The following is a 15,707-nucleotide window of genomic DNA, read 5'->3' on the forward strand; positions in this document are numbered from 1 at the left end:
TCGTCACTCAAACAGTTGCCGATCGTCAACTAGACCTGGTGCGAGGGAGTCGACATGGAACAGCTCATGCCCGGCCGGCCAATTCGTATCCCCGCAGGAGTCGCCCCTTGAGCCATCGGCCGGGGGCAGGTCTAACAGCACAGTCGGCGTCTGCGGCGGGGGACGAACCTTCGGCACCGAATTCTTTTGCGCGGCCGCTCGCCGGCTTGGCGTTGGTCGTCTCGTTGCTGGCGACACTCGGTCTCGCTGTTTATCTGTTCCAAGGTGGCTTCAGTCAGACAGTGCCCATCACCGTTGTCTCAGAGCGGGCTGGACTTGTGATGAACCCCGACGCCAAGGTCAAGTGGCACGGGGTACAGGTCGGTCAAGTGGAGCGGATCGAGGCCCGACCCGACGGCAGGGCCGTGCTGCACCTGGCGATGGACTCATCGCAACTGCAGAACATTCCGGCCAACGTGACCGTTGACATCATGTCCCCCACGGTGTTCGGCGCCAAGTCGGTCGACCTGCTTGCGCCCGCCGTTCCCTCGTCGAACGCGATCCAAGAAGGCCAACAGCTGGATGCCCAGCATGTCATGGTTGAGACGAATACCCTTTTCCAACAACTCAACTCGGTGCTGCACGCGATCGACCCGGTCAAGCTCAACGAGACGCTCGCCGCGATGTCAGGCGCACTGAACGGGCGCGCTGACAAACTCGGCCAGACAGTGACCGACTTCGACCAGTTTCTCAAGACCGTGAATCCGAGTTTGGAGAACATCGATGCCGATCTCGCGGCGGCGCCCGTGGCACTGGACGCCTATGCCGACGCCGCCCCCGACCTCGTCGACATCCTGGACAACAGCACCCGGGTGGGAAACACCTTGGTGGACCAGGAGCAGAGCCTTGATCAGTTGTTGGTCAGTGCCGTCGGACTTGCGGACGCCGGGAACGACGTCGTTGGCGCGAATCGCCAAGCGCTGACCGATGTTCTGCATATGTTGGTCCCCACCACCACGGTCCTCGATCAGTACAACGACAACCTTCGGTGTGGAATCGAGGGCCTCAACGCATTTGTCCACGCGCCGCCGCCGGAGAAGCCTGGTGTCGACGTCTCGGCCAACTTCACGCTCGGCGTCGACCGATACCACTACCCCGAGGATCTGCCCAAGGTCGCTGCCAAGAGTGGGTCGTCCTGCCATGACCAGATGCTGCCCATCGTGCCCAACGGCAAACGGCCCCCGTTCCTGGTCGCCGACGTCGGCGCCAACCCGTGGCGATACGGAAACCAGGGGATCCTGCTCAACGCCGATGCACTCAAGCAGGCGCTGTTCGGACCGATCCAGGGGCCGCCGAGAAACAGCGCGCAGATCGGCATGCCGGGATGACAGGCTCATGGAAGGTCATAGTCAAGTTCGGCATCTTCGCGACGATCATGTCGCTGCTTACGGTGTTCCTGTTCTTCACCTTTGGGCAATACCGGACAGGATCCACCAACGGCTACTCGGCGATCTTCACCGACGCCTCGCGATTGCAGGAGGGTGACACCGTCCGCGTTGCGGGGATTCGCGTGGGAACGGTGACGGCGGTCTCGCTGCATTCCGACGACGAAGTGCGAGTTGAGTTCGACGCCAACCGCAACGTAAAACTGACCGCAGGCACGAGGGCCGCGATCCGCTATCTGAACCTGACCGGCGATCGCTACCTGGACCTGATCGACAGTCCTGGCTCGACACGGCTGGTGCCGCCAGGTAGTGAGATTCCCGTCGAAAGAACCCAGCCCGCACTCGATTTGGACGTCCTTCTCAGCGGGCTCAAACCGGTCATCAAGGGACTCAACCCGCAGGACGTCAACGCGCTCACGTCCTCACTGGTGCAGGTGTTCCAGGGCGAGGGTGGAACCATCAACTCCCTGTTGACCAAAACCTCGTCGTTCACCAACACATTGGCCGACCACAACCAGACCGTCGAGGAATTGATCGGCAATCTGAACAACATGCTCGGCACCATCTCGAAGGACGGTGACCAGTTCGCCACCGCGATTGACCGCCTCGAGAAACTCATCGGCGGCCTGTCGCAGGACCGCGACCCGATCGCCACCGCGATCGAATCGCTCGACAGCGGAACCGCTTCGATTGCAGATCTGCTCACCCAGGCCAGGCCCCCGCTCGCGGGCACGGTGGATCAACTGAATCGGTTGGCGCCCAACCTGGAAAGCGGTAAAGGCTACCTCGACGGTGCGCTACAGCGGGCGCCGGGCAACTACCGCAAACTCGCCCGGATCGGGACCTATGGAGCATTCGTCCAGTACTACATCTGCGAACTCACGATCCGCGTGACGGATCTGCAGGGCAGAGCCTCGCTGTTCCCCTTCGTCAAGCAGGAAAACGGAAGGTGCGCTGAGCCCTGATGCTGAAGTACCGAGGAGGACGTCTCGCCCGGGCCGGCTTCATCGGCGTGGTGCTGGCGATCCTGATCATCGCAGTCGGCCTCCAACCCGAACGACTACTCGCGTACGCGACGTCGTTGCAATATCAGGCGCTTTTCACCGAGGCCGGCGGCATCGCCGTCGGCAATGACGTCACATTGGCAGGCATCAAAGTCGGCGCGGTAACCGATGTCGTACTCGACGACGGGAAGGCGCTCGTCCGGTTCACGGTCACCAGTGAGCACTCGCTGAAGTCCGAAACATCGGCACACATCAAGACCGGAACGCTGCTCGGAGAGCGGGTGCTGACGCTGAAATCGACCGGAAGCGGCATGTGGGAGCGCAACGAGCCGATTCCGGCCACGCGGACGTCGTCACCGTACTCATTGAGCGATGCCGTCAACGAACTCACGGCGAATACTGCGGGCACCGATACGCAGCAGCTCAATCAGGCTCTGGACACCCTCACGCAGACCCTCAACGACGTTGCGCCCCAATTGGGTCCGACGTTCGACGGACTGTCCCGACTGTCGCAGGCTTTGAACAGTCGTGACGGCACCCTCAGCGATGTCCTGCGGTCGGCCTCTGACGTGACGGGAATTCTGTCGGAACGAAGCCAGCAAGTGAACAGCCTGATTCTCAACGCCAACGATCTGATGGCGGTGCTGGTCGAACGGCGCCAAGCGATCGTCGATCTCCTTGCCAATACCTCTGTCGTCTCCAAGCAACTGGTTGGCCTCGTCAAGGACAACGAGGCGGAGTTGGCCCCTACCCTTGACCGGCTCAACCAGGTGAACGACGTCCTGGTGCGCAACCGTGACAACCTCGCCAAGGCAATCCCGGGGGCGGCCAAGTACCAAACCACCCTCAGTGAAGCGGTTTCCAGCGGGGCGTACTACACCGCGTATGTGCCGAACTTCAACCCGATGCAGATATTGCAGCCCTTCCTGGACTACGCCTTCGGTTTCCGCAGGGGCGCTTTCGGTGCTGGGCAGCCGCCGGCCACTGCGGGCCCGCGTGCGGAATTGCCGTTGCCGTACAACGCGATTCCAGGAGGATCGCGATGACCGGCCGGTCTCGAAGGTGGGTGCTATCTGCGGTGGCGGTGATGCTGACGGTTGCGCTCGTCGGCGGCATATTGGCGCTGCGTGCAACGCTGTTCGCGCCTACCACGATCGTCGCCTACTTCTCCGCGGCCACGGCCGTCTATCCGGGTGACGACGTGAAGGTGGCCGGTGTGAAGGTCGGCACCATCGATTCCATTGAGCCGCAGGGCACGCGGGCCAAGATGGTGCTCAAGATTGATCACGGGGTCCCAGTGCGTGCCGATGCGAAGGCAGTGGTGGTTGCCCAGAACTTGGTCGCCGCTCGTTACGTTCAGTTGACGCCGCCGTATGAATCTGCGGTCGGGGGGCCGAAGATGACCGACGGTGCCGTCATCCCACAGGATCGGACTGCGGTGCCGGTCGAGTGGAACGAGGTCAAACGGCAACTCGAACGTCTGGCAACAGATCTCGGACCGACCGGTGACATGTCCACCAGTTCCGTCGGGAGGTTCATCGACAGCGCCGCCAATGCCCTCGACGGCAATGGCGACAAGCTGCGCCAGACGTTGGCGCAACTGTCCGGGGTCAGCCGCATTCTGGCCGAGGGCAGCGGCGACTTCGTCGGGATCATCAAGAACCTTCAGGTCTTTGTCACGGCCCTCCGCGACAGCAATGAGCAGATCGTGTCGCTCAATGATCGACTCGCGACGTTGTCCAGTGTGCTCGACGGAAGCAAGTCCGACCTCGACGGCGCCCTGACCAACCTTTCCGTCGCGGTCGATGAGGTGAAACGGTTCGTCGCAGGCACCCGCAACCAGACGGTCAAACAGGTCCAGGATTTAGCGCAAGTCTCCCAGGTCCTGGCCGACAAGAAGGACGACTTCGAACAGGTGCTGCACGTGACACCGAACGCCTTCGCCAACGCCTACAACATCTTTGACCCGGACACCGGGGCCGTCCGAGGCGGGTTCACGATTCCCAACCTCGCCAGCCCGATGCAGTTCGTCTGCGGCATGATCGGCGCGACGCAGAACACCACCGCGGCCGAGACGGCGAAGCTCTGGGCGCAATACCTGGGTCCAGCGCTGCGGTTGCTCAACCTCAATTACATTCCGGTACCGATCAATCCGTACCTGGCCAAATCGGCCAGCCCCGAAAACATCGTCTACGCCGACCCCAGGCTCGCGCCCGGAGGCGAAGGCGGCGCACCGTCCGCACCTGAAATACCGCCGGCGGTTTCGGCATACACGGGCGCTGACGATGTGCCGCCGCCGCCCGGGATGGGGCCGCCCGACGTGCCGCTGCCGGTCAACGATCGCCAACCGGTGTCTCCGTTCCCCGCCTTGTATCCCGGTGCGCCAGTACCGTCTGGGCCACCGCGCATCGGTCCGCCCGCTCCAGACGCAGCCGCGCCGACCGAACAGGGCACACCGGGTCTTCCTGGGATGCTGCTGCCCGCAGAAGGTGGATCCCAATGAGTGGACGGGCCGTGTATCGACTTCTTGCCGTCGGCATGTGCGTGGTGATCAGTGCGACGGGTTGCGCGTTTCAAGGCGTCAACTCGCTGCCGTTGCCCGGCGCGGTCGGTCGTGGGCCTGGCGCGGCGGTCTACCACGTGCAGATAGCCAATGTGGCCACGCTCGAGTCGAATTCGCCAGTGATGATGAACGACGTCGTGGTGGGCAGTGTCGGCAAGATGGACGCCCAAGATTGGCACGCCAATGTCGACATCTCGGTTCGGCCTGACGTCGTCATCCCCGCCAATGTCGTTGCCAGTGTTGGGCAGACCAGTCTGCTTGGCTCAATGCATCTCGCGCTGAACACCCCGTTGGGACAGCAGCCGCAAGGCAGGCTGGCGCCGGGGGCCACGATCGGACTCAACGAGTCGTCGACTTATCCGACGACCGAGGAGACCCTGTCGTCGCTTTCGGTGGTGGTCAATGCCGGGGGATTGGGCCAGATCGGCGAGATCGTGCACACCTTCAACCGGGCGCTGTCGGGTCGGGAAGCCGATTTCCGCGATCTGCTCACCCAACTCGACGCGTTCGTCGGCACACTCGATCAACAGCGGCAGAGCCTGGTCGGCACGCTCGAAGCGATGAACACGATCGCGTCGAACTTCGCGGGTAGACGTGACGTGATCGATCAGGCGTTGCAGCGGATCCCACGCGCACTTGAGGTCCTTGACCGAAGGCGACCGCAGCTGACCACTGCGCTCACCAAGCTCGGCGAATTCAGTCGAACAGCCAACCGGCTCGTCAACGACACCCAGGCCGACCTGGTCAAGAACCTGCAGAATCTGCAGCCGACCATTCAGGCGCTGGCCGATGTCGGGCCCGACCTGGACGCGAGCCTCGCGTACGCGACCGTGTTTCCGTACGGGCAGAACCTCATCGACAGAGCGGTCCGCGGCGACTACATCAATCTTTTTGCCACCGTTGATCTTTCGGGGCCTCGGCTGCGAAAGTCGATCTTCCTTGGTACCCGAGGTGGCCAGGAGGGCCGCGACCTGGTGCCGCTGCCGGGCGAACCGTATTTCCAGCGCTACACCTATGACCCGGTGGGCCTGCCCATCGATCCGCCGCCTCCCGGCGGGCCGTTGTCAGCGCTGCCAGGGACACCGCCGACCGCGGGATTGCAGGCCGACCCGCCCGGTGCGGCTGCAAGCCTGCCAGGCCCGGGTTCGCTTGCCGCTCAAGCTCAGACGCCACAGGCGCCGCCACCGATCACCGGTCCGGTGTTGCCGGTGGTACCGCAACAAGACGGTCTGGACACCACGACAATCGATCCCGCAGCGATCCGCGGCGGACCGATTTTCGCCGGGCCGTACGCACAGACGGGTGGAGGCAACTGATGCTGACACGCTTCGTCAAAACCCAACTTGCGATATTCACCACCGTGGGCATCATCGGCATAGTGGTCATGGCGATCAGCTATGTCCAGGTGCCGACGCTGCTCGGAATCGGCAGGTACGAAGTAACCCTGCAGTTGCCGACGTCCGGCGGCCTCTACCGGTTCAGCAACGTGACCTACCGCGGAGTGCAGATCGGCAAGGTCACCGAGGTGCGATCGACCCGCACGGGCGCAGAGGCGACGCTGTCGCTGGCGTCCTCGCCGAAGATTCCCGCGGATCTGCAGGCCGAGGTCGCGAGTGTCTCTGCGATCGGCGAACAGTACGTCGAGCTCAAGCCACGTGGCGACTCGGGGCCCTATCTCCACGACGGCTCGATCATCACCGCTGCGCAGGCCGAAATACCCACGCCGGTGGGACCCGTGCTCGACCGTGTCAGCAAGCTGGTGGAAACCTTCCCGAAGGACAGGTTGAGCGCACTTCTCGACGAGACGTACAAGGGATTCAACGGCGCGGGATACGATTTCGGATCGCTGTTGGATTCGGGCGCAACGTTGAGCGCGCAGCTGAAGGGTGCGGCCGATCAGACTCGAACGCTGGCCGACGACGCTCGACCACTGCTCGAAGGCCAGGCCGCGACCGCGGACCCCATCCGCACGTGGGCACGCAGCTTGGCCGGGTTCACGGGCCAGGTCAGGGCCAACGACCCACAGCTGCGCGCTGTGCTGCAACGCTTCCCGGGCTTCGCCGACCAGACTTCCGGCCTGCTGAGCCAGCTCAAGCCGACGCTGCCGATACTCCTGGCGAACTTCGGCACCGTTGGCGAAATCCTCATGACGTACAACGCATCGTTGGAACAGCTCATGGTGTTGTTGCCGCCCTACATCGCCCAGCAGCAGTCATACACCGTCACCAGCGATTCCACGGGACAAGCGCGCGGGGATTTCGCCTCTACCGTCAGCGATCCGCCGGCATGCACGGTGGGGTTTCTTCCGCCGTCGTCGTGGCGGTCGCCCGCCGACGAGTCCGACATCGACACGCCCGACGGGCTCTACTGCAAATTGCCGCAGGATTCGCCGATCTCGGTGCGAGGGGTACGAAACTTTCCGTGTATCCGGCACCCCGGCAAGCGAGCGCCGACGGTTCAGATCTGCAACAGCGACAAGCCTTTCGTGCCGCTCGCCATGCGTGAGCATGCGACCGGGCCGTACCCGATCGACCCGAGCCTGGTCGCGCAGGGCATCCCGATCGACGACCGAACGACGTTCAACGACAATATCCACGCTCCGGTTGAGGGAACGCCGTTGCCGCCGGGTGCTGTTCCGTCCGGTACCCCTCCCGACGCCGGGCAGCCAGTCCCTGTCACGAATTCGCCGCTGGAGGCGCCGATCGCCGACGTGGCACCACCACCGCCGGCTCCCGCACCGGACGCCCCGCCAGTACCCGACGGCAGCGCGCTACCGGTTGCACCGAGCGGGTTTGGGGCTGCGAACCCCGATGTAAAACCCACAGTGGCTGTGGCTCAATACAATCCGCGCACCGGGGAGTACGTCGGATCCGATGGCCAGTTGTACAAGGTGACGAACCTGGCTGCCGATACACCGATCGACAAGACGTGGAAGGACATGCTGCCCCACTAGGTGTGGTGCGCGCGATGGGAGATAACCGTGGTCACAATGGTCAACGCAGTCGCACCGGTAGTGGGGTCTGTCGTTCTGGCGTCGGCCACCATAGCGCTGGCGCCAACCGCAGGGGCTGCGGGGATGAAGATCGGCAATTACGAGGTGGCCAACGATCGATGGAATGATCACTCATGGGTGTGGTCGGTCACTCACTCATGTCGAAACGATCCCGAATGCGGGACGTACATCGTGGACCCCGTGATCGCGCCCGCGACCGACAACCTCAACGTGCTTGCCATTCCGCGGCCTTTGAAGAGCCAAAGATTCCAGAACACAGCATTTTACGCCGATGGTCGCTACACGTTGACAGTCGACGTGATCGATGGCGTGCGTTGTATCGGTTACAACCTGCCGTCCCACGATGTGTACAACTGGGATGCGGCGTCCTTGGCGGGAACCATCGTGTCCACGTTCGACGCCGGCTGTTACGGCGCACCTGGAGGCACGGCCACCTATGACTTCTCACTCATCCGAATGTGAGATCGCAATGAATCCGATCAGAGTGCATTCTGCCGCAGCAATATTCACCATGGTCGCGCTGCTGCTCGCGCCTAGTGCCGGCGCGGAGTACGAAGAGTACGCGATGAACGGAACCTTCTCGGTGGTCTCGAACGGCGAGTGGGCCAGGATGAATGACCGCTACCAGGACGAACCGACAGTACGAAGCACCTGGACCGTCGACACGGTGTGTTCGTCGGCGATCACCTGCTCGGGCAAGGTCACCAGCAGTCTGGGATGGACCGAAGATATCTACACTGGTGCAGGCAACTTGTGGTACGTCAAACACCTTGTTCCGGACTGGATTCCATGCCCGGACGGCACCAGCGCACCTGGTCTTCAGGTGTACAAGTTCTATCCGGCCACCGAGGAGGGCATGTCTCAGCGCATTTCAGACTTGTGGCTGGGCGAAGACGAGACCACCGGGGTGAGTGGCAATTGCGGCAGGAACCGCTCGCTGGTGCTCAACCTGCCGGTGAAGATCACCAGAATCAGCTGACGTCGAGATTGATGAACGCACGCGCCTGCTTCAGCAGTAGCGCGCGCAGCGCGTCGTCGTCCATGCGGGTCGACAACGGGTGCGTCACCGCAACGGCGACGGCACCGGAAAGCATCGCGGCGACCAGTTGGCCCTCTTCGCTGGAGTTGCCGACAAGCACGCAGTAAAGCCGCTCGTTAAATCGTTGAAACGGTGGATGTTCAGCCAGCAGCCGCGCTACGACGGGATCGAACTGAAGTGTGCTGGCCCGCTGGCGCTCAGCGACGGCAACATCCACAACGGTTGACAGCAGCATGGATCGGGCACGCGGAAGACCCTCCGATAGTTCGGCGACGATCAACGCATCTTCCAGTTGGCCCAGTTGCTTCTCGATCAGGGCGATCACCAGGTCGTCCTTGGCTTTGTACTGGCGATAGACCCCGGCCTTGGTAATGCCAATCGCGTCGGCAATCATCTGGTACGAAGTTCCGGTAACGCCGTGAATGGCGATGAGGTCCAGTGCGGCATCGAGGATGCGACTCTGCGCTGCCGTGACTGGCGTCGAGAACTGTCGCACAGGGGCGTTTGCCGGACTGCTCATTGGTAAAGGGTACTTGCCGACGCTTCAGATCAGCGCGGGACCGCCTCCGGTCTGGCGATCAGGTCCAGCGCGATGTCGACGAGCATGTCTTCCTGGCCGCCCACCATCCCGCGACGGCCCGCCTCCTCCAGCAGAGCGCGCGCATCGACGTCGTATCGGTCGGCGGCGGCTTCCGCGTGCCGCAAGAAGCTCGAGTACACCCCGGCATAGCCCAGCGTCAGCGTCTCGCGGTCGACACGTACGGGCCTGTCCTGCAGCGGCCGGACGATGTCGTCGGCGGCGTCCTGCAGCGCATGCAGATCGCAGCCGTGCTGCCAGCCCAGCTTGGTGGCAGCGGCCACAAACACCTCGAGCGGCGCGTTGCCCGCCCCGGCGCCCATGCCGGTCAGCGAGGCATCAACCCGATTCGCGCCATGCTCGGCAGCCACGATCGAATTGGCCACCCCCAGCGAGAGATTGTGATGGGCGTGAATACCGATCTCCGTTGCGGGGGAAAGGCTTTGGCGTAACGCATCGACGCGGTCCGCCACGTCGGCCATGGTCATGGCGCCGCCGGAATCCACGACGTACACGCACGTCGCGCCGTAGCTCTCCATCAGGCTGGCCTGCTCGGCCAGCGCGGCCGGTGTTGTCATGTGGCTCATCATCAGGAAGCCGACGGTGTCCATGCCGAGCGCCCGCGCCGCGGCGATGTGCTGGGCTGAGATGTCGGCTTCGGTGCAGTGTGTCGCTACCCGCACGACGGTGGCGCCGGCGCGGTGTGCGTCCCGGAGGTTGTGCACGCTGCCGACGCCGGGCAACAGCAGGGTGGCCACCTTGGCCCGCTGCACCACGCCGGCGACGGCTTCGATCCATTCCAGATCGGTGTGCGCACCGAAGCCGTAGACGCAACTCGACCCGCCGAGGCCGTCACCGTGGGCGACCTCGATCGAGTTCACGCCGGCGGTGTCGAGCGCCTTGGCGATCGTCACCGCCTGCTCGACGCTGTACTGATGGCGTACGGCATGCATGCCGTCACGCAGGGTGACGTCGCTGATATAGATCATGTTGGCACTCCGGCGGTTTCGGTGGTGTGGGTGGCGATCCGCTCGGCGGTGGCCTTCGCGGCCGAGGTCATGATGTCGAGGTTTCCGGCATAGGCGGGTAGATAATGCGCGGCGCCAGTGACTTCCAGCATCACGGTGACCCGGGTGCCACTGAACTTCCCGGTCTCGGGGATGTAGAGCGGACTCTCGGCGCTGAAAGTCTCGAACTGCACCCGCTGTTTCAGGCGGTAACCAGGGATGTAGGAGTTGACCTTTTCGACCATCGTCAGTACATCGTTCTCGATCGCGTGGTGGTCGGCATCGCCGTCGACGAGGCAGTAGACGGTATTGCGCATCAGGACAGGCGGATCGGCCGGGTTGATGATCATCACCGCCTTGGCGCGCTGGGCGCCACCGACGGCTTGCAGTGCGGTAGATGTGGTTTCGATGAACTCATCGATGTTGGCGCGGGTGCCGGGGCCTGCCGACTTCGCCGAAATCGACGACACGATCTCGGCGTACGACACGATCCCCGACCGTCCGACCGCCGCAACGATCGGCACCGTGGCCTGTCCGCCACAGGTCACCATGTTGAGGTTGGGGGCGTCGAGGTGTTCGTCGAGGTTCACCACGGGCACACAGAACGGCCCGATGGACGCAGGCGTGAGGTCGAGTACCCGCACACCGGTTTCGCGCAGTCGGGCCCAGTTGGCGCGGTGTGCGCCAGCGGAAGTCGCGTCGAAGACCAGTTTGATGTCGCCGAAGTTCGGCATGGCCACGAGCCCGTCGACACCGTCGGCGGTGGTCGGCACGCCCATCCGGGCGGCGCGGGCAAGACCATCGGAGGCGGGATCGATGCCGACCATCGCGCCGACGGTCAGCGGCCCGTCGCCGCGCAGGATCTTGATCATCAGGTCGGTGCCGATGTTGCCCGAACCGATGATGGCGACGGGCCAATGGCGTTGTCGTGTCATGGTGTTTCCTTTTCGGTGATCATCCGCAGCGCGGTGTCGTACAAGACGCGGGCGTGCATCTCGAACAGGGCGACCAGGTCGATCGAATCGCCCCCGATCTCTTTGGCGATGAACAGACCGTCGGCGCCCGCAATCGCATAGGTGGCCAGCTGATGCGTTTGGGCGTCGGTGAGGTCCGGGGTGAGTTCACGGATGACGTCGATCATTTGGCCATACGCCTGCGCCCGAGCCTGCAGGAACATCGACCGTGCCCGCGCTTCAACCGGCCGCCGTTCCAGCGCCAGCATCAGCCCCAGGCGGATGAAGTCGGGGGAGTCGAGCAATGCCTTGGCGATCTGCATCGCCATGCCTTTCATGCGGTCGGGCGCGTCGCCCTCGTCCGGGAACTGCCAAGCCGCCAGCCAGTGGGCGAAGCTGCGCTCGATGACCGCGGCGATCAGGTCGTCCTTGTCTTTGAAGTGCCAGTAGATCGAGCTCGCAGGCAAGCCGCACTTCTTGCTGACCAGCGCGATGCTCGTGCCCTCATACCCGCGCTCCGCAGCGATCTCGGTGGCGGCGTCGAGGATGCGCTCGCGCGACAGCTCGCCGTCCGCGCGCTTGCGCCGCGTCGGCTGCTTCTTCTCTGCCATGTCAGCTCCCCGGTATCGCCTATTGACTCCGTAGTGATCACTACAGTACCGTAGCAATCACTACAGAACAAGCCCATCGACGATGAGAGCAGAAAATGAGCAACACCTACGACGTGGCGGTGATCGGCTACGGTCCCACCGGTGCCACCGCTGCCAACCTGCTAGGCCAACTGGGGTTGAAGGTGCTCGTCGTCGAGCGTGACCCCGACGTGTACAGCCGCGCCAGGGCGATCTCCACCGACGAGGAAGTCATGCGGGTATGGCAGTCGGTTGGCCTTGCGGATCGCCTGCAGCAGGACATGCTGCCCGACCGTCCGTTGAACTTCGTCGATGCCGCCGGTGTGCCGTTCATCGACCTGAAGATCACGTCACGGGGGACCGGGCATCCGCCGCAGCAGTTCCTGTATCAGCCAGCTGTCGATCACGTGCTGCGCGAGGGTGTGGCCCGCTTTCCGAACGTCGACATACTGCTCGAGCACGAATGCCTGCGCGTGCTGACAGATGACGACGAGGTCGAACTCATGCTTGCCGACCTTCGCGCCGATGTCTTCAAGCGAGTCCGTGCGTCCTATGTGATTGCCTCCGACGGTGGCTCGTCACCTACCCGGGGGCAATTGGGTGTCGGCTATTCGGGCCGCACCTACACCGAGCGGTGGGTGGTCATCGACACCAAGGTGCTCAAGGAATGGGATGCCCACGACCGACTCCGTTTCCACTGCAACCCAGCTCGTCCGACGGTCGACTGCCCAACGCCGCTGGGGCATCACCGGTGGGAGTACCCAGCCCGCACGGATGAGGATGAGCAGACGCTCCTGCGCGAAGAGAACATCTGGAAGGTCCTCAACGATCAGGGCATCACAGACGAACATGTCAAGATCCTGCGGGCGGTGATCTACAGCCACCACGTCCGGGTCGCCGAACGCTGGCGCGTGGGCCGCGTCTTTCTTGCCGGCGATGCAGCGCATGCCATGCCGCCGTGGATCGGCCAGGGCATGTCGGCCGGCGTGCGCGATGCAGCCAACCTGTGCTGGAAACTGGCCGCCGTGCTGCGGGGGCAGGCGCCGGACTCGCTGCTGGATTCGTATCAGGCGGAACGGAAGCCGCACGTCACCGAGGTGACCCGCCGCGCATGCTTCGTCGGCCGCATCATCACCGAGCGCAACCGCGCCATCGCCGCGATCCGCAATCACGCGTTCCGTGCGCTGACCCGCGTGCCCAGGGTGGACGCGGGGCTGCAGAAGCTGACGTGGATTCCCGATGCCCGCTACGAGGACGGCTTCTTCGTGGGGAAAGGCGGCGCGGTTGGTTGGCAGATACCGCAACCGTGGGTCACCGACGAGACCGGCACCAGGATTCGCCTCGACGATGTGCTCGACGGACAGTGGGCCGTCCTGCACACCGGAACACCGCCGGCCGGTACCCCGGCGTGGACCCAGGTGGGCGCCAAGGTGATCCGGATCAGCGACCCCACGCTCAGCCATTGGCTGCACCGCAGGAAGGCAGCCGCGGTTGTGGTGCGTCCCGATGGATTCATTTACGCCTCAAGTCAATCCGGGCAGTCGCTACCCGCCCCTCGCGCCATCGCGCCCATCAAGACTGGAGTACCGGCATGACCACCACCAACCTCACCGAACGCACCGTCTCCGTCAACGGAAAGCCGATCTTCTTCGCCGAAGCCGGTAGCGGACCTGCGGTAGTGATGCTGCACGGCGGCGGCCCGGGTGCTTCGGGGGTATCCAACTACTCGCGCAACATCGATGCGCTCGCAGGGCATTTCCGCGTCATCGTGCCGGACATGCCCGGCTACGGCCGCTCGGTCAAGGGCGTGGATCAGGACGACCCGTTCGGCTACCTCGCCGACACGATCCGCGGTCTGCTCGACGAACTCGGGATCGACACCGCGCACATGATCGGCAACTCGTATGGCGGTGCGGCTGCGCTTCGCCTCGCCCTTGATACTCCGCACCGCGTTGACAAGCTGGTGCTGATGGGACCGGGCGGGATCGGGACGACGCGAGGTGTCCCGACCGCAGGCCTGAAGAGCCTGCTGTCCTACTACGGTGGCGACGGGCCCAGCCGCGACAAGCTGGAGGCGTTCATCCGCAATTACCTTGTCTACGACGGCGCTTCGGTGCCCGACGAGTTGATCGAGCTGCGCTACCGTGCCTCGATCGATCCGGACGTGGTGGCCGACCCGCCGCTGCGCCGCCCGTCGGGTCTGCGCACCCTGTGGCGGATGGACCTCACCCGCGACAGCCGGCTGGCGACACTGCGGACGCCGACGCTTGTCCTGTGGGGCCGCGACGACAAGGTTAACCGACCCACTGGCGGGCCGATGCTACTGAACGCCATGCCGAACGCCGAACTGGTGATGACCTCGCACACCGGCCACTGGATGCAGTGGGAACGAGCCGAGTTGTTCAACGAGCTCGTCACCGAATTCCTCAGCGCCGATTCGAGACTCGCACATGCCTGACATCTTCGGCAATGTCCACCTCGGTTACATCGTCATCGAGACCGACAAGTTCGCGGACTGGCGGCGGTTTGGCCGCGACGCCATCGGCATGCACCTCGACGAGACCCTCAGCGACGTCATGCGATTCCGACTCGACGAGAACGAGTGCCGGTTCCTGCTGCAGCGCGGGCCGGCCGAGGACGTCACGACCCTCGGCTGGCAACTCGACGACCACGCGACTTTCGACGAGGTCGTCTCCCGTGTCATCAGCCACGGCGTGCCCGTCGTCGAGGGAACCGCGGAGGAAACGGCGCTGCGCGGTGTGGAACGGCTCGTGCGATTCCCCGGCCCAAACGGACTGGCGCAGGAGATCTTCACGACAGCCAAGACCACCGATGCGCCGCTTGACATCCGGGTCGGCGGCTTCGTCACCGGCGAGAGCGGCATGGGCCACGTCGCGATCACCTCGAAGAAACCGCAACAGATGCACGGCTACTTCAACACCGTCTTCGATGCCCGCCTGTCCGACTTCATCGATGAGACGATCAGCGGCATCAAGCTCAAGATCCGTTTCCTTCGGGTCAATCAGCGCCATCACTCGGTGGCGATCGCCGCGGTCAACCGGTTGCCCGTCAACCCGGTCCGCACCCATGTGCAGCACCTGAACATCCAGGTCGCCGAGCTCGACGATATGACCGCGTCGTATCAGCGTCTTAAGGAACTCGGGTTCGACATGGCGTTGGGTGTCGGGCAGCACACCAACGACAAGGAGCTGTCCTACTACGCGATGACGCCGTCGGGGTTCGAATGGGAAGTGGGCTGGAATCCGATTGTCGTAGACGATGAGGCCGAGAACACCTGGGAGCCAACGACTTACCAAGGCATCAGCATCTGGGGACACACCCCGGAAGGGCAGACGATCGTCGATAAGCTCGCCATGTTCAAGACAGGTGTCCAGTCGCTGCTGCGCCGGGAGGAAAGCATTTCGGCACTGGCTGGTGCCGGCATTTCTGACAATTGAGGACAACCGTGCTGCGTATCGATACCCATCACCACCATAG

Annotated in this window: 15 protein-coding genes; 11 read left to right on the plus strand and 4 right to left on the minus strand. The window is 63.7% G+C overall.

Features of this window, described 5'->3' with window-relative positions; genetic code table 11:
- Positions 1-107: 107 nt before the first annotated feature.
- The 8 genes from J3E61_RS21100 to J3E61_RS21135 are packed head-to-tail and all read left to right on the plus strand — an operon-like array spanning position 108 to position 8,983.
- Entirely contained in the window at positions 108-1,367 is a 1,260-nt protein-coding gene (locus J3E61_RS21100; RefSeq protein WP_210084845.1) for an MCE family protein, read from the plus strand.
- Positions 1,364-2,389 (plus strand): MCE family protein, encoded by a 1,026-nt coding sequence (locus J3E61_RS21105; protein WP_210084846.1) that lies wholly within the window; start codon positions 1,364-1,366, stop codon positions 2,387-2,389. Before J3E61_RS21100 ends, J3E61_RS21105 begins: the two co-directional genes overlap by 4 nt.
- A complete protein-coding gene (locus J3E61_RS21110) occupies positions 2,389-3,474 on the plus strand; it encodes an MCE family protein (RefSeq protein ID WP_210084847.1) in 1,086 nt (361 codons plus the stop codon). Before J3E61_RS21105 ends, J3E61_RS21110 begins: the two co-directional genes overlap by 1 nt.
- Positions 3,471-4,931 (plus strand): MCE family protein, encoded by a 1,461-nt coding sequence (locus J3E61_RS21115; RefSeq protein WP_210084848.1) that lies wholly within the window; start codon positions 3,471-3,473, stop codon positions 4,929-4,931. The genes J3E61_RS21110 and J3E61_RS21115 overlap by 4 nt, the downstream gene beginning before the upstream one ends.
- A complete protein-coding gene (locus J3E61_RS21120) occupies positions 4,928-6,307 on the plus strand; it encodes an MCE family protein (protein WP_210084849.1) in 1,380 nt (459 codons plus the stop codon). Before J3E61_RS21115 ends, J3E61_RS21120 begins: the two co-directional genes overlap by 4 nt.
- Positions 6,307-7,944 carry an MCE family protein gene (locus J3E61_RS21125; RefSeq protein ID WP_192721099.1) on the plus strand — a complete coding sequence of 546 codons (1,638 nt, stop codon included), beginning with the start codon at positions 6,307-6,309 and terminating at the stop codon, positions 7,942-7,944. The genes J3E61_RS21120 and J3E61_RS21125 overlap by 1 nt, the downstream gene beginning before the upstream one ends.
- Before the next feature lie 60 nt (positions 7,945-8,004).
- A complete protein-coding gene (locus J3E61_RS21130) occupies positions 8,005-8,466 on the plus strand; it encodes a hypothetical protein (RefSeq protein ID WP_210085650.1) in 462 nt (153 codons plus the stop codon).
- A gap of 7 nt (positions 8,467-8,473) precedes the next feature.
- On the plus strand, positions 8,474-8,983 hold the full coding sequence (locus tag J3E61_RS21135) for a hypothetical protein (protein ID WP_210084850.1): 510 nt from the start codon (positions 8,474-8,476) through the stop codon (positions 8,981-8,983).
- Here the strand turns inward: J3E61_RS21135 and J3E61_RS21140 are convergent.
- From J3E61_RS21140 to J3E61_RS21155, 4 genes are read right to left on the minus strand one after another with little or no spacing between them, the layout of a single operon-like run.
- Positions 8,976-9,563: a TetR family transcriptional regulator gene (locus tag J3E61_RS21140; RefSeq protein ID WP_192721097.1), complete on the minus strand. Its 588-nt coding sequence runs from the start codon at positions 9,561-9,563 to the stop codon at positions 8,976-8,978. The genes J3E61_RS21135 and J3E61_RS21140 overlap by 8 nt on opposite strands.
- Before the next feature lie 29 nt (positions 9,564-9,592).
- Positions 9,593-10,609 carry a 4-hydroxy-2-oxovalerate aldolase gene (gene dmpG, locus J3E61_RS21145; RefSeq protein WP_210084851.1) on the minus strand — a complete coding sequence of 339 codons (1,017 nt, stop codon included), beginning with the start codon at positions 10,607-10,609 and terminating at the stop codon, positions 9,593-9,595.
- Positions 10,606-11,562: an acetaldehyde dehydrogenase (acetylating) gene (locus tag J3E61_RS21150; RefSeq protein ID WP_210084852.1), complete on the minus strand. Its 957-nt coding sequence runs from the start codon at positions 11,560-11,562 to the stop codon at positions 10,606-10,608. Before J3E61_RS21150 ends, dmpG begins: the two co-directional genes overlap by 4 nt.
- A complete protein-coding gene (locus J3E61_RS21155) occupies positions 11,559-12,191 on the minus strand; it encodes a TetR/AcrR family transcriptional regulator (RefSeq protein ID WP_210084853.1) in 633 nt (210 codons plus the stop codon). The genes J3E61_RS21150 and J3E61_RS21155 overlap by 4 nt, the downstream gene beginning before the upstream one ends.
- 95 nt (positions 12,192-12,286) lie before the next feature.
- Between J3E61_RS21155 and J3E61_RS21160 the strand changes: the two genes are divergently transcribed.
- Genes J3E61_RS21160 through J3E61_RS21170 form a run of 3 tightly spaced genes read left to right on the plus strand, consistent with a single transcriptional unit; the run spans position 12,287 to position 15,667 of the window.
- Positions 12,287-13,804 (plus strand): bifunctional 3-(3-hydroxy-phenyl)propionate/3-hydroxycinnamic acid hydroxylase, encoded by a 1,518-nt coding sequence (locus J3E61_RS21160; RefSeq protein WP_210084854.1) that lies wholly within the window; start codon positions 12,287-12,289, stop codon positions 13,802-13,804.
- Positions 13,801-14,667: an alpha/beta fold hydrolase gene (locus J3E61_RS21165; protein ID WP_210084855.1), complete on the plus strand. Its 867-nt coding sequence runs from the start codon at positions 13,801-13,803 to the stop codon at positions 14,665-14,667. The genes J3E61_RS21160 and J3E61_RS21165 overlap by 4 nt, the downstream gene beginning before the upstream one ends.
- A complete protein-coding gene (locus tag J3E61_RS21170; RefSeq protein ID WP_210084856.1) occupies positions 14,660-15,667 on the plus strand; it encodes a VOC family protein in 1,008 nt (335 codons plus the stop codon). Before J3E61_RS21165 ends, J3E61_RS21170 begins: the two co-directional genes overlap by 8 nt.
- Positions 15,668-15,707 lie beyond the last annotated feature (40 nt).

Origin of the sequence: Mycobacterium sp. OAE908, assembly GCF_017872775.1 — a bacterium.
Classification (GTDB): domain Bacteria; phylum Actinomycetota; class Actinomycetes; order Mycobacteriales; family Mycobacteriaceae; genus Mycobacterium.

Bases quoted from the DNA above. Each gene is read 5' to 3' on its own strand.
- J3E61_RS21105 (WP_210084846.1), top strand. From the start codon at position 1,364: ATGACAGGCTCATGGAAGGTCATAGTCAAGTTCGGCATCTTCGCGACG.
- J3E61_RS21110 (WP_210084847.1), top strand. From the start codon at position 2,389: ATGCTGAAGTACCGAGGAGGACGTCTCGCCCGGGCCGGCTTCATCGGC.
- J3E61_RS21115 (WP_210084848.1), top strand. From the start codon at position 3,471: ATGACCGGCCGGTCTCGAAGGTGGGTGCTATCTGCGGTGGCGGTGATG.
- J3E61_RS21120 (WP_210084849.1), top strand. From the start codon at position 4,928: ATGAGTGGACGGGCCGTGTATCGACTTCTTGCCGTCGGCATGTGCGTG.
- J3E61_RS21125 (WP_192721099.1), top strand. From the start codon at position 6,307: ATGCTGACACGCTTCGTCAAAACCCAACTTGCGATATTCACCACCGTG.
- J3E61_RS21135 (WP_210084850.1), top strand. From the start codon at position 8,474: ATGAATCCGATCAGAGTGCATTCTGCCGCAGCAATATTCACCATGGTC.
- J3E61_RS21140 (WP_192721097.1), bottom strand. From the start codon at position 9,563: ATGAGCAGTCCGGCAAACGCCCCTGTGCGACAGTTCTCGACGCCAGTC.
- dmpG (WP_210084851.1), bottom strand. From the start codon at position 10,609: ATGATCTATATCAGCGACGTCACCCTGCGTGACGGCATGCATGCCGTA.
- J3E61_RS21150 (WP_210084852.1), bottom strand. From the start codon at position 11,562: ATGACACGACAACGCCATTGGCCCGTCGCCATCATCGGTTCGGGCAAC.
- J3E61_RS21155 (WP_210084853.1), bottom strand. From the start codon at position 12,191: ATGGCAGAGAAGAAGCAGCCGACGCGGCGCAAGCGCGCGGACGGCGAG.
- J3E61_RS21160 (WP_210084854.1), top strand. From the start codon at position 12,287: ATGAGCAACACCTACGACGTGGCGGTGATCGGCTACGGTCCCACCGGT.
- J3E61_RS21165 (WP_210084855.1), top strand. From the start codon at position 13,801: ATGACCACCACCAACCTCACCGAACGCACCGTCTCCGTCAACGGAAAG.
- J3E61_RS21170 (WP_210084856.1), top strand. From the start codon at position 14,660: ATGCCTGACATCTTCGGCAATGTCCACCTCGGTTACATCGTCATCGAG.